Annotated in this window: 12 protein-coding genes; all 12 read left to right on the top strand. The window is 67.1% G+C overall.

Going from position 1 to position 13617, the window contains the following annotated elements; translation table 11 throughout:
- On the top strand, positions 1–377 hold a 377-nt coding region (locus AC1D1S_RS13720; RefSeq protein ID WP_476994711.1), incomplete at its 5' end, for an ATP-binding cassette domain-containing protein.
- A complete protein-coding gene (locus AC1D1S_RS13715; protein ID WP_028276835.1) occupies positions 374–766 on the top strand; it encodes a GntR family transcriptional regulator in 393 nt (130 codons plus the stop codon). The genes AC1D1S_RS13720 and AC1D1S_RS13715, both read left to right, overlap by 4 nt.
- A 67-nt stretch (positions 767–833) precedes the next feature.
- Entirely contained in the window at positions 834–3782 is a 2949-nt protein-coding gene (gene uvrA / locus AC1D1S_RS13710; protein WP_476994710.1) for an excinuclease ABC subunit UvrA, read from the top strand.
- Positions 3783–3957: 175 nt separating this feature from the next.
- On the top strand, positions 3958–4734 hold the full coding sequence (locus AC1D1S_RS13705) for an HAD hydrolase-like protein (protein ID WP_476994709.1): 777 nt from the start codon (positions 3958–3960) through the stop codon (positions 4732–4734).
- On the top strand, positions 4721–5389 hold the full coding sequence (locus AC1D1S_RS13700) for a lysophospholipid acyltransferase family protein (RefSeq protein ID WP_026266350.1): 669 nt from the start codon (positions 4721–4723) through the stop codon (positions 5387–5389). The genes AC1D1S_RS13705 and AC1D1S_RS13700 overlap by 14 nt, the downstream gene beginning before the upstream one ends.
- 74 nt (positions 5390–5463) lie before the next feature.
- Positions 5464–7473 (top strand): excinuclease ABC subunit UvrC, encoded by a 2010-nt coding sequence (gene uvrC, locus AC1D1S_RS13695; protein ID WP_476944054.1) that lies wholly within the window; start codon positions 5464–5466, stop codon positions 7471–7473.
- A 120-nt stretch (positions 7474–7593) separates the two neighbouring features.
- Entirely contained in the window at positions 7594–8517 is a 924-nt protein-coding gene (gene rapZ, locus AC1D1S_RS13690; protein WP_018773001.1) for an RNase adapter RapZ, read from the top strand.
- Complete coding sequence (locus tag AC1D1S_RS13685; protein ID WP_028276839.1) at positions 8517–9536, top strand: gluconeogenesis factor YvcK family protein; 1020 nt, start codon at positions 8517–8519, stop codon at positions 9534–9536. Before rapZ ends, AC1D1S_RS13685 begins: the two co-directional genes overlap by 1 nt.
- 10 nt (positions 9537–9546) lie before the next feature.
- Positions 9547–10527: a DNA-binding protein WhiA gene (whiA, locus tag AC1D1S_RS13680; protein ID WP_476994708.1), complete on the top strand. Its 981-nt coding sequence runs from the start codon at positions 9547–9549 to the stop codon at positions 10525–10527.
- A 168-nt stretch (positions 10528–10695) separates the two neighbouring features.
- Positions 10696–11319 carry a superoxide dismutase gene (locus AC1D1S_RS13675; RefSeq protein ID WP_243177729.1) on the top strand — a complete coding sequence of 208 codons (624 nt, stop codon included), beginning with the start codon at positions 10696–10698 and terminating at the stop codon, positions 11317–11319.
- Between the two features lie 287 nt (positions 11320–11606).
- Positions 11607–12617 carry a type I glyceraldehyde-3-phosphate dehydrogenase gene (gap, locus tag AC1D1S_RS13670; protein ID WP_028276841.1) on the top strand — a complete coding sequence of 337 codons (1011 nt, stop codon included), beginning with the start codon at positions 11607–11609 and terminating at the stop codon, positions 12615–12617.
- 10 nt (positions 12618–12627) lie between these two features.
- A partial coding sequence (locus AC1D1S_RS13665; RefSeq protein ID WP_476994707.1) for a phosphoglycerate kinase occupies positions 12628–13617 on the top strand: 990 nt, incomplete at its 3' end.

The following is a 13617-nucleotide window of genomic DNA, read 5'->3' as shown; positions in this document are numbered from 1 at the left end:
ACGCCACGATGCTCGGCAACGACGGCGACTCCCTGAGCCGGGGCCAGCGCCAGCTCGTCTCGATCGCACGGGCGCAGCTCGCCGGGCGCAGCATCATGGTGCTGGATGAGGCGACGAGCTCCGTCGACAGCCGCACTGAGGTGCAGATCCGGCATGCCATGGAGCGGCTGCGGCACGGTCACACAAGCTTCGTGATCGCGCACCGTTTGTCCACGGTCCGGGACGCTGATCTAATTCTCGTCATGGACCACGGACGAATCGTTGAACACGGCACCCACCAGCAGCTGGTGGCCCGGCAGGGGCTCTACAAGGATTTGTACGACGCCCAGTTCGCCGGCCGCGAACAGGTCCCGGCCGTCCAGGAGGCCGAACAGTGAGCCCCGCGGACGCCGCGGGGGAGCGTTTTCCCGGATCCTGGCGGACCAATCCGGCCAGCTCCGTCCCGCTCTTCGAACAGCTGCGGCTCTACGTGATCGAACGCGCCGACAACGGCACACTCGCGCCGGGCACCAGGCTTCCGGCCGTGCGGAGCCTCGCCGGCGAACTGGGCGTCGCCCCGCACACCGTGGCGCGGGCCTACAAGGAACTCGAGGCCGCCGGCGTCGTAGTGACGAAGGGTCGCAACGGGACCGTGGTGTGTGCCCGCGATGCCGCCTGGAGTTCGCTGTCCGCCGCCGCCGCCGAGTTCGCCGCGGCCGCCAAAGCCCAGGGCGCCAGTTTCGCCGAGGCCGTGCAGCTGCTGGCCGCCGCCTACGACCGCCAATAGCACATCCGGCGCCGCCCGTGCCGCGCGGAATAGTTTTTCGAAGAAGTTTTCGATTAGCATTAGATTCGTGCCTAAAGCTGTAGCTGAAGATCCAGCCGTTGAAGTCCATTCCGCCGTCGAGCCGCTGGCAGTCCGGGATGCGGCCCCGTCCCGCCCCGTCCTGAAGCGTCCGGACATGACGCGCCTTGTCGTCAAGGGCGCCCGCGAGCACAACCTGCGCAACGTGGACCTGGACCTGCCGCGTGATGCCATGATCGTTTTCACCGGCCTGTCCGGCTCCGGAAAGTCCTCCCTCGCGTTCGACACCATCTTCGCCGAGGGCCAGCGCCGCTACGTCGAATCCCTCTCCGCCTACGCCCGGCAGTTCCTGGGCCAGGTGGACAAGCCCGACGTCGACTTCATCGAAGGCCTCTCGCCGGCGGTGTCCATCGACCAGAAGTCCACGTCCAAGAACCCGCGCTCGACCGTGGGAACCATCACCGAGATTTACGACTACATGCGCCTGCTCTGGGCCCGTGTGGGCCGGCCGCACTGCCCCGTCTGCGGGGAGCCCGTGACCAAGCAGACCCCGCAGCAGATCGTCGACCAGCTGCTCGAGCTCCCGGACGGCACCCGCTTCCAGGTGCTGGCACCCGTCGTCCGCGGCCGCAAGGGCGAATTCGTGGACCTCTTCAAGGAACTCACCGCCAAGGGCTACTCGCGGGCCCGGGTGGACGGCGAGCTCGTCCACCTGAGTGATCCGCCGAAGCTGGGCAAGCAGTTCAAGCACACCATCGAAGTCGTGGTGGACCGCCTCGTGGTCAAGGAAGGCATCAGCCAGCGCCTGACCGACTCGGTCGAAACCGCCCTCGGACTGGCGGAGGGCCGCATATTGGCCGAATTCGTCGACCTCGAAGCAGACGATCCCGAGCGGATCAGGGCGTTCTCAGAACACCTGGCCTGCCCCAACGAGCACCCCCTGGCGATCGACGAGATCGAGCCCCGTTCCTTCTCATTCAACAACCCTTTCGGCGCCTGCAGCGCGTGCAGCGGCATCGGCACCAAGCTGGAGGTCGACGAGGAACTCCTCATCCCCAACCCGGAGCTCTCGCTCTCCGAGGGGGCCATTGCGCCGTGGTCCCTGGGCACCGCCACCACGGAGTACTGGAACCGGCTGCTGGCCGGCCTGGCCGAGGAACTCGGCTTCTCCATGACGACGGCGTGGGAGAAGCTCGACACCGGCGTCCGGCAGACCGTCCTGCACGGCAAGGACCACAAGGTGGTGGTGCAATACCGCAACCGCTTCGGCCGTGAACGCAAGTACAGCACAGGCTTTGAGGGCGTCGTGCAGTACGTCCACCGCAAGCATGGCGAGACCGATTCCGACTATGCGCGCGACCGCTACGAGGAATATATGCGCCAGGTCCCGTGCCCGGCCTGCAACGGTGCCCGGCTGAACCCTGCGTCGCTCTCGGTGCTGATCAACGGAAAGTCAATCGCCGAGGTCGCCGCGCTGCCCATGCGGGAATGCGCCGGCTTCCTCGAAAACCTCGTCCTCACCGGCCGCGAGGCCCAGATCGCCCACCAGGTCCTCAAGGAAATCCAGGCCCGCCTGACCTTCCTCCTCGACGTCGGACTCGAGTACCTGAACCTGGAGCGGCCCTCCGGCACCCTGTCCGGCGGCGAAGCCCAGCGCATCCGTTTGGCCACCCAGATCGGCTCCGGCCTCGTGGGCGTGCTGTACGTCCTCGACGAGCCCTCGATCGGCCTGCACCAGCGGGACAACCGCCGCCTGATCGAGACACTCACCCGGCTCCGGGACCTCGGCAACACCCTGATCGTCGTGGAGCATGACGAGGACACCATCCACGAGGCCGACTGGGTGGTGGACATCGGACCGGGCGCCGGCGAGCACGGCGGCATGGTGGTCCATTCCGGGTCCTACCAGGAGCTGCTGGAAAACACGGATTCGCTCACCGGCGATTACCTCTCCGGCCGGCGGAAAATCGAGATCCCGAAGAAGCGGCGCAAATACGACAAGAAGCGCGAGCTCAAGGTGGTCGGGGCGAAGGAGAACAACCTCCTGAACATCGACGCCAGTTTCCCGCTGGGCCTCTTCACCGCCGTCACCGGCGTCAGCGGCTCGGGCAAGTCCACCCTGGTCAACGAGATCCTCTACAAGGTCCTGGCCAACAAGCTCAACGGCGCCAAGCAGGTGGCCGGCAGGCACAAGTCCGTCCAGGGCCTCGAACACCTGGACAAGGTGGTGCACGTCGACCAGAGCCCCATCGGCCGCACCCCGCGCTCGAACCCGGCCACGTACACCGGCGTGTTCGACAACATCCGAAAGCTCTTCGCCGAAACCACCGAGGCCAAGGTCCGCGGCTACCTGCCGGGCCGGTTCTCCTTCAACGTCAAGGGCGGCCGCTGCGAGGCCTGCTCCGGCGACGGCACCCTGAAGATCGAGATGAACTTCCTGCCGGACGTCTACGTCCCCTGCGAGGTCTGCCACGGCGCCCGGTACAACCGCGAAACCCTGGAGGTCCACTACAAGGGCAAGACCATCGCGGACGTGCTGAACATGCCCATCGAGGAAGGGGCCGAGTTCTTCGCGGCCTTCTCGCCGATCGCACGGCACCTCAACACGCTCGTCGACGTCGGCCTYGGCTACGTCCGGCTGGGCCAGCCCGCCACCACGCTYTCCGGCGGCGAGGCCCAGCGCGTGAAGCTCGCRGCCGAGCTCCAGAARCGYTCCAACGGSCGCAGCGTMTACGTCCTGGACGAGCCCACCACGGGCCTGCACTTCGAGGACATCCGCAAGCTCCTCATGGTGCTCCAGGGCCTCGTGGAGAAGGGCAACACGGTGATCACGATCGAACACAACCTCGACGTCATCAAGAGCGCCGACTGGATCGTGGACCTTGGCCCCGACGGCGGGTCCGGTGGCGGCCRTGTGGTCGCCTCCGGCACCCCCGAGCAGGTGGCCAAGTCGAGCGAGAGCCACACGGCCGCGTTCCTCGCCGAGCTCCTCGCCTGAACACCGGCCGCCAGGGACCGTGCGGCGGGGCAGGTAAGCTTCCGCCGCGCGCGTCCCCGCCCCGCAGGGTTTTCACCGGATGTATCCGCTGATGTATCGCGTGATGTATTCCCGATGTATTCCCGTAGGAGCATGCGAATTTCTGGCAACAGCACACTCGTGAGAAACTAAGCCGGTGACGCATACAACAGTGCCCGTGATCTTCGACCTTGACGGCACTCTTGTCGATCCCGCCGGGGGTATTACCGACGGTATCGCCGCGGCCCTCATCGAGCTTGGCCTGCCGGTTCCGGACAAGTCCCGGATGGACGCCATGATTGGGCCCAAGCTCAGCCATTCCCTGACGGAAATCGCCGGCGTTCCGGCCGCACAGCTGGAAGACGCCATCCGCATCTACCGCGCGCACTACGCATCCACAGGAATAGCGCAGAGCAGGCTGTACCCGGGAATCCGCGGCCTCCTCGAGGACTTCGTGGCCGCGGGGCGGCCCATCGCCGTCGCGACCCAGAAGCCGGAAGGGCTTGCCCGCACTGTCCTGGCGCACCACGGCATCGCCGGACTCTTCCACAGCATCCGGGGCTCCGCCGCCGACGAGGCCGCCAGCCCGGGAGCGGGCTCGGTGCCCGACGGCTCCGTTCCCGCAGGCTCTGTTCCCGAAGGCAAGGCCGGCATCGTCGCCGCCGCGCTCTCGGACCTCGCTGCCGCGGACCCTGCGGCCGCCGGCCGGGCCGTGATGGTGGGGGACCGGGCGCAGGACGTCGCCGGGGCCGCTGCGAACGGACTGGACTGCATCGGCGTAGGCTGGGGGTTTGCGCCCGACGGCGAACTGCACGCGGCCGGTGCCGTCGAGATCGTGCACAACACTGAGGCGCTTCACGCGACGATCAACCGGCTCTCCGAACGCCCGGGGACCACAGCCCTGAACGAGGTGCACACCGATGGCAATGTTTGACGCAATCCGCTGGACCACGCGGGGGCTGGTAACCACCACGTGCCGTCCCACGGTCATCGGCCTGGAAAACGTGCCCAAGGACGGACCGTTCATCGTGGCACCGAACCACCTCTCGTTCCTGGACAGCGTGATCGTCCAGGCGCTCATGCCGCGGCCCGTGGCCTTCTTCGCGAAGGCTGAGTACTTCACCACTGGCGGCATCAAAGGCAAGGCCATGAAGTCCTTCTTCGAGGCTGTGGGCTCCATTCCGGTGGAACGCGGCGAGCAGGCGGCGAGCGTCCAGGCGCTGAAAACGCTGCTGGACATCCTCGACTCCGGCAAGGGCGTGGGCATCTATCCCGAAGGCACCCGTTCCCGCGACGGCATCCTGTACCGCGGCCGCACCGGCGTCGGCTGGCTGGCCCTGACCACCGGCGCGCCCGTAATCCCGGTGGGCCTGATCGGCACCGAACACCTGCAGCCCGCGGACAGCAAGTCCGTCAAACCGCAGCACTTCACCATGAAGGTCGGCGAGCCGCTGTACTTCGAGAAAACCGGACCGGACCATTCCCTGCCGGCCCGCCGCCAGGTCACGGACCGCATCATGGACGCAATCGCGGACCTGAGCGGCCAGGAACGCTCCACCAGCTACAACCAGAGCAAGTCAGCCGAATAGCGCGCAGCTTCCTGCTCCCGGCATGCTGCGGTGCACGTGCAACGGCACCGCCGGCGGCTCAGTAGACTTGATGTGTGGCAGATCCAGCGAGTTACCGACCCCAGACGGGTGAAATTCCGACTAATCCGGGCGTGTACCGCTTCCGCGATCCGCACGGCCGGGTCATCTACGTCGGCAAGGCCAAGAACCTCCGTGCCCGGCTGAACACCTATTTCGCCAATCCCGCCGGGCTCATGCCCAAAACCTATGCGATGGTCCACACGGCCAGCAGCGTCGAATGGACCGTGGTGGGCAGCGAACTCGAGTCGCTGCAGCTGGAATACACCTGGATCAAGGAATTCACGCCCCGCTTCAACGTGATGTTCAGGGACGACAAAAGCTACCCGTACCTCGCCGTGACGATGGGGGAGAAGTACCCGCGCGTCCAGGTGCTGCGCGGCGACCGGCGCAAGGGGACCCGGTACTTCGGCCCGTACACCGCCGGCGCGATCCGGGACACCATGGACACCCTGCTGCGCGTGTTCCCGGTCCGCAGCTGCAGCGCCGGGGTGCTGAAGCGCGCCGAAGCCAGCGGCCGGCCCTGCCTGCTCGGCTACATCGACAAATGTTCCGCGCCGTGCGTCGGCCGGATCTCCGCGGCCGACCACCGCGCCCTGGCCGAGGATTTCTGCACGTTCATGGGCGGCGAAGCCAAGCCCTTCGTCAACCGGCTGGAACGGGAGATGGCCGCGGCAGTCGCCGAGCTCGACTACGAACGCGCGGCCCGGCTGCGGGACGACATCGTGGCGCTGAAGAAGGTCTTCGAACGTAACGCCGTCGTCCTGGCCGAGGGCACGGACGCCGACGTCTTCGCCCTGCACGAAGACGAGCTCGAGGCCGCCGTGCAGGTCTTCCACGTCCGGGGCGGACGGATCCGTGGCCAACGCGGCTGGGTGGTGGAAAAAGTCGAGGACTCCACCACCCCGGAACTGGTCGAACACCTGCTCCAGCAGGTCTACGGCGAGGAAGCCGGGCTCCAGGGCAGGTTGCCCCGGGAAGTGCTGGTGCCTGCCGAGCCCAGCAACGCCCCGGAGCTGGCGCAATGGCTCAGCGGCCTGCGCGGGGCCCGGGTGGACATCCGCGTGCCCCAGCGCGGAGACAAGGCCGCCCTCCTGTCCACGGTCCGTGAAAACGCCGAGCACGCCCTCAAACTTCACAAGTCCCGGCGCGCCGGCGACCTCACCATGCGCTCCCAGGCCCTGCAGGAAATCCAGGAAGCGCTCGAGCTTCCCGTGGCGCTGCTGCGGATCGAGTGCTTCGACATCTCACACGTCCAGGGCACCAACGTGGTCGGCTCCATGGTGGTGGTCGAGGACGGCCTGCCGAAAAAGTCCGACTACCGGAAGTTCGCCGTGACCGGGGCCGCGGCCACCGACGACACGGCGGCCATGCATGATGTGCTGACCCGGCGGTTCCGGCACTATCTTCAAGAAAAAGACGAGCAGGCGGCGGCCGCGGCCAAACCGGCGCACCAGGCCGCCCTGGACGCGGCAACCGCCGCGGCGGTCGCGGACTCCACGACGCCAACACCGCGGAGCAAATTCGCCTACCCGCCCAACCTCGTCGTCGTCGACGGCGGCAAACCGCAGGTCAATGCCGCCGCAAGGGCGCTGGAAGAGCTCGGCATCGAGGACGTGTATGTGGTCGGCCTGGCCAAACGGCTCGAAGAGGTGTGGCTGCCGGACAGCGATTTCCCGGTGATCCTGCCACGCGCCTCGGCCGGCCTGTATCTGCTGCAGCGGATCCGCGATGAGGCCCACCGCTTCGCCATCACCTTCCACCGGCAAAAGCGCGGCAAGGCCATGACGGCCTCCGCCCTGGACAGCGTGCCCGGGCTGGGCGAATCCAAGCGCAAGGCCCTCCTGGCGGAGTTTGGCTCCGTCAAGGGGATCAAAGCCGCGACGCAGGACGAACTCACCGGCACCAAGGGGATTGGCCCCTCCCTCGCCGCCGCGATCGTCCGGCACTTCGCTGGCGGCGGCGTCGAGGAAGCCGCCCCGGTTCCTGCCGTCAACATGACCACCGGCGAAATCCTCGACGCTTAGCTAGTGCCGCCAAACTTAGCTAGGGTAAAGACTTGGGTACGGCACGGCAGCGGCATCACCGCGGCCGGCGCGCAAACCTGACAAACAGCAAATCGCACAGGCAGAGATGGGGCTTCACTGATGGCAGAGTCGACGGCAGGATCCGAGACGGATGCGGACGGCATGACACCCGTCAAACCCGTCGAGGCTGAACTGCTCGTGGTGACCGGAATGTCGGGAGCCGGCCGCAGCACCGCCTCGGACGCCCTCGAGGACCATGGCTGGTATGTCGTGGAAAACCTGCCGCCGCAGATGCTCGGCACGCTCGCCGAACTGGTGTCCCGGACGCCGCACTCCATGTCCAAGCTCGCCGTCGTGATGGACGTCCGGAGCAAGGAACTGTTCGTCGACATGCGCGCGGCGCTCCGCGCCCTGGAAGCCACCGGCGTGAGCTTCCGCGTGCTGTTCCTCGACGCCAACGACGACGTCCTGGTGCGCCGCTTTGAGCAGGGCCGCAGGCCCCACCCGCTCCAGGGCGGCGGCCGGATCCTGGACGGCATCGCCGCCGAGCGCGAGCTGGTCCGTGAATTGAAGGACACCGCCGACATCGTCCTGGACACGTCCTCCCTCAACGTCCATGGCCTCGCCACCGCCATCACCGAGCTCTTCAGCGAGACCGGGCCGGTGGCGCTGCGGCTGAACGTCATGAGCTTTGGCTTTAAGTACGGGCTGCCGGTGGATGCCAACTTCGTGGCCGATGCCCGCTTCATCCCCAACCCGCACTGGGTGCCGCAGTTGCGCCCGCACACCGGACTGGACAAGGACGTCAGCGACTATGTGCTGGAGGCCCAGGGCGTCAGCGACTTCGTGGAACGCTACGTCCTGGCCCTTGAACCTGTCCTGGACGGGTACCGGCGGGAGAACAAGCACTACGCCACCATCGCCGTGGGCTGCACCGGCGGCAAGCACCGCTCCGTGGCGGTCGCCGTCGAGCTCTCCCGGAGGCTGGCGCAGTATCCGCGCGTCACGGTGACCACGACGCACCGGGACCTGGGCCGCGAGTAATGGCGCTGCTGACCGGCCCGCTGCCCCTTGTCCCGCCCGCCAGCGCGGCCTTCGCCAGCCAGCAGGACAAAGGCCCGTCCGTCGTCGCGCTCGGCGGCGGCCACGGCCTCTCCGCTTCGCTGTCGGCCCTGCGCCTGCTGACCTCCGAACTCACCGCGGTCGTCACGGTCGCGGACGACGGCGGATCCTCCGGCCGGCTCCGCGAAGAGTACGGCGTCCTGCCGCCCGGTGATCTCCGGATGGCCCTGTCCGCGCTGTGCGACGACACCGACTGGGGCCGCACGTGGCGCGACGTCATGCAGCACCGCTTCGCCCCCGGCAAAGGCCGCGGTGGCTCCCTCGATGAGCACGCGATGGGCAACCTCCTGATCGTCACGCTCTGGGAGCTCCTGGGCGACACCGTCGCAGGCCTGAAGTGGGCCGGCGCCCTGCTCGGCGCGCGCGGCGAAGTCCTGCCGATGTCCAGCGTCCCGCTGACCATCGAGGGCCAGGTCCGGGTCACCGCCCCGGACGGCGCCACGGCACTGCAGACGCTCACCGGCCAGGCCAAGTGCGCGGTGGCAGGGTCCCTGGAGCACGTCCGGCTCTTGCCTGAGAACGCTCCGGCCTGCACCGAGGCACTGACGGCGATCGAGCTGGCCGACTGGGTGATCCTCGGGCCGGGCTCCTGGTACACGTCCGTGCTGCCGCACCTGTTGCTGCCCGAAATGCGCGAGGCCCTCGCCAACACGGCTGCCCGCCGGTGCCTGACCATGAACCTGGCCACAGATACCAAGGAGACGGCCGGCATGTCCGCCGCCGACCACCTCCGGGTGCTGCGCGAATATGCGCCGGAGTTCACGATCGACGTCATCCTGGCCGACCCGGCGTCGGTGCAGAACCTGCCCGACTTCGAGGCGGCGGCAGGAATGCTCGGTGCCGAGGTGGTCTTGGGTAAAGTGGGGGCGTCTGGTCGCCGTCCGGTCCACGATCCGTTGCGGCTGGCGACGGCGTATCACGATATTTTCGGGAATAGTTAGGAAAGGTGCCATGGCACTGACAGCATCAGTCAAGGAAGAACTTTCCCGTCTGGATATCAAGAAGTCCTCAGTCCGCAAGGCCGAGGTATCGGCGATGCTCCGCTTCGCCGGCGGGCTGCACATCATCTCGGGCCGGATTGTGATCGAGGCCGAAGTCGACCTCGCATCGACCGCCCGGCGGCTGCGCGCCGCCATCGCCGAGGTGTACGGCCACCAGAGCGAGATCATCGTCGTCTCCGGCGGCGGCCTGCGCCGCGGCAGCCGCTACGTGGTGCGGGTGGTGCGCGACGGTGAGGCCCTCGCCCGCCAGACCGGACTCCTGGACGCGCGGGGGCGGCCCGTGCGCGGCCTTCCGTCGGTAGTGGTGAACGGCTCCGCCGCGGACGCCGAAGCTGTCTGGCGCGGTGCGTTCCTGGTCCACGGCTCGCTCACCGAGCCCGGCCGCTCCTCGGCCATGGAAGTCACCTGCCCCGGCCCCGAATCGGCCCTGGCCCTCGTCGGCGCCGCCCGCCGCCTGGGTATTCAGGCCAAGGCCCGCGAGGTCAGGGGAGTGGACCGCGTGGTGATCCGCGACGGCGACACGATCGCCGCGCTGCTGACGCGCATGGGTGCCCACGACGCGCTGATGATCTGGGAAGAACGCCGCATGCGCAAGGAAGYCCGCGCCACGGCCAACCGGCTCGCCAACTTCGATGACGCGAACCTGCGCCGTTCCGCGCAGGCCGCCGTGGCCGCCGGTGCCCGGGTGGACCGCGCCCTGGAAATCCTGGGCGACRACGTCCCGGACCACCTGAAGTATGCCGGTGAGCTCCGGGTCGCGCACAAACAGGCCAGCCTGGACGAGCTGGGCCGGCTCGCCGACCCCGTCATGACCAAGGACGCCATCGCCGGCCGGATCCGCCGGCTGCTGGCCATGGCGGACAAACRGGCCCAGGACCTCGGCATCCCGGGCACGGAAGCCAATGTGACGCCGGAAATGCTCGACGACTAGCCCGCCCCTAGAATCAACAGCAGGAATATCCCGGGGAATGAAATATCCGGGAGCCGCGGCTGGTTGTCGCGGTTGGACCCACCGCAATTTTCCGGATGCCCCGCATCCGGATGCACGATCGAAAGAGTTACCGAACCGGACAACCCGTCCACGACATTGGAGGAATTTGTGACCGAGTACGTACTGCCCGAGCTCGACTATGACTACGCAGCGCTGGAACCGCACATCTCCGCGAGGATCATGGAGCTGCACCACAGCAAGCACCACGCCGCCTATGTGGCCGGCGCCAACAACGCTCTGGCCCAGCTGGCCGAGGCGCGCGAAAAGGGCGACTTCGCCAACATCAACCGCCTCTCCAAGGACCTCGCGTTCCACACCGGCGGGCACATCAACCACTCCGTCTTCTGGAAGAACCTCTCACCGGACGGTGGCGACAAGCCCGAGGGCGAGCTCGCGGCGGCCATTGACGACGCCTTCGGCTCGTTCGACGCGTTCCGTGCGCAGTTCAGCGCCGCGGCATTGGGCCTGCAGGGCTCCGGCTGGGGCTTCCTGGCCTACGAGCCCATCGGCGGCAACCTGGTCATCGAGCAGCTCTACGATCAGCAGGGCAACGTCGCACTCGGCACCACCCCGCTGCTGATGCTGGACATGTGGGAGCACGCCTTCTACCTGGACTACGTCAACGTCAAGGCTGACTACGTCAAGGCCTTCTGGAACATCGTGAACTGGGCCGACGTCGCCAAGCGCTTCGACGCCGCGCGCAAGAACGCGACGGGTCTCATCACCCTCTAGGCAGGTCCCTATACCCTGCACAGGGTGACGGAATCGACTTCTGTTTGTAACAAACCTCACATTACGGGCCCTTCGGCCCGAAATGTGGACGGACTGCCCCTGCACTTGCGGGGGCAGTCCCGGTTAAACGTAAGATGGATCACGGAAGGCGGTTAGCCTTCAGCAATGTGGCTGGTCGCCCTCCGATCTGGTAATTATCTCTGCCCAATGGCGTGCGGGATCTGTTAGTTGGCTTGAACGCCTTCTCAACTAGTCGTGCTCGCAAGAGCACCAAGGAGACTGAAAACGTGACGACCCGTATTGGCATCAACGGCTTTGGCCGTATCGGCCGCAACTACTTCCGCGCCGCCCTCGCACAGGGCGCAGACCTTGAGATCGTTGCGGTCAACGACCTCACCAGCCCGGAAGCCCTCGCTCACCTCTTCAAGTACGACTCCGTGGGCGGCCGCCTGGCCGAAACCATCGAGGTCAAGGACGGCAACATCGTCGTCGACGGCAACATCATCAAGGTCCTCGCCGAACGTGACCCCGCGAAGCTGCCCTGGGGCGAGCTCGGCGTCGACATCGTCATCGAGTCCACCGGCTTCTTCACGAAGGCCGCCGATGCGCAGAAGCACATCGACGCCGGCGCCAAGAAGGTCCTGATCTCCGCCCCCGCGTCGGATGAGGACATCACGATCGTGATGGGTGTCAATGACGGCCTGTACGACAACGCCACGCACCACATCATCTCCAACGCCTCCTGCACCACCAACTGCCTCGGCCCGCTGGCCAAGGTCATCAATGACGCCTTCGGCATCGAGCGTGGCCTGATGACCACCATCCACGCCTACACCGCCGACCAGAACCTGCAGGACGGCCCGCACAAGGACCTCCGCCGCGCCCGCGCCGCCGCCATCAACATGGTGCCCACCTCCACCGGTGCCGCCAAGGCAATCGGCCTGGTCCTGCCGGAGCTCAAGGGCAAGCTCGACGGCTACGCCATCCGCGTGCCCGTTCCCACCGGCTCCGCCACGGACCTGACCGTCACGGTTTCCCGCGAGACCACGGTCGCCGAAGTCAACGCCGCCCTCAAGGCAGCATCGGAGACCGAGGAGCTCAGGGGCCTGCTGACCTACACCGACGAGCCGATCGTCTCCTCCGACATCGTCGGCGACCCGGCATCGTCCATCTTCGATTCCGGCCTGACCAAGGTGATCGGCGACCAGGTCAAGGTTGTGTCCTGGTATGACAACGAGTGGGGTTACTCCAACCGCCTCGTGGACCTCACGGAGCTTGTAGCGTCCAAGCTGGGCTAGGGTAAGACTCATGACATTTCACACCCTCAACGAACTGATCGCTGATGGTGTCCGCGGGCGGTACGTTCTGGTCAGAAGTGACCTGAACGTGCCGCTCGACGGCTCTACAGTGACTGACGACGGCCGCATCAAGGCCTCCCTGCCAGTGCTGGCGAAGCTCACGGACGCCGGTGCCCGCGTGCTGGTCACAGCACACCTCGGCCGCCCCAAGGGCGCCCCGGAGGAGAAGTACTCCCTCAAGCCCGCAGCCGCACGGCTGGCAGAGCTTGCCGGGTTCAAGGTCTCACTTGCCGCCGACACCGTCGGCGAGTCGGCCAAGGAGCTCTCCGCGGCGCTGCAGGACGGCGAAGTGCTGGTCCTGGAAAACGTGCGCTTCGACGCGCGGGAGACCTCCAAGGACGACGCCGAGCGCGGCGCCTTCGCGGACGAGCTGGTCGCCCTCACCGGCGACAACGGCGCCTTCGTCGATGATGCCTTCGGTGCGGTGCACCGCAAGCACGCCAGCGTGTACGACGTCGCCACGCGGTTGCCGTCCTACCAGGGCGACCTTGTCCGCACGGAGGTCGAGGTGTTGCGCAAGCTCACCACGGACACCCAGCGGCCCTACGTCGTTGTCCTCGGCGGTTCCAAGGTCTCCGACAAGCTCGCTGTGATCGACAACCTCCTGGGCAAGGCGGACACGATCCTGGTGGGCGGCGGCATGCTGTTCACCTTCCTCGCCGCCGCGGGTCACAAGGTCGCGGGCAGCCTGCTCGAAGAGGACCAGATCCCGGTCGTCCAGGACTACCTGAAGCGCGCCGCCGACGCCGGTACCGAGTTCGTCGTGCCCACCGATGTTGTGGTGGCGGGCAAGTTCGCCGCCGACGCCGAGCACGAGACCGTTGCGGCCGACGCCATCGAGTCGGGCAGCTTCGGAGCCCAGGGCATCGGGCTGGACATCGGGCCGGTCTCGGCAGCGGCGTTCGCGGAACGGATCAAGGGCGCTCGGACGGTGTTCTGG

It is taken from the genome of Arthrobacter sp. P1_A5, from assembly GCF_056406825.1.
This window is presented reverse-complemented; position numbering and strand designations above follow the sequence as displayed.

Coding starts and splice junctions, on each gene's coding strand:
- AC1D1S_RS13700 (WP_026266350.1), top strand. CDS start 4,721: ATGGCAATGTTTGACGCAATCCGCTGGACCACGCGGGGGCTGGTAACC.
- rapZ (WP_018773001.1), top strand. CDS start 7,594: ATGGCAGAGTCGACGGCAGGATCCGAGACGGATGCGGACGGCATGACA.
- AC1D1S_RS13685 (WP_028276839.1), top strand. CDS start 8,517: ATGGCGCTGCTGACCGGCCCGCTGCCCCTTGTCCCGCCCGCCAGCGCG.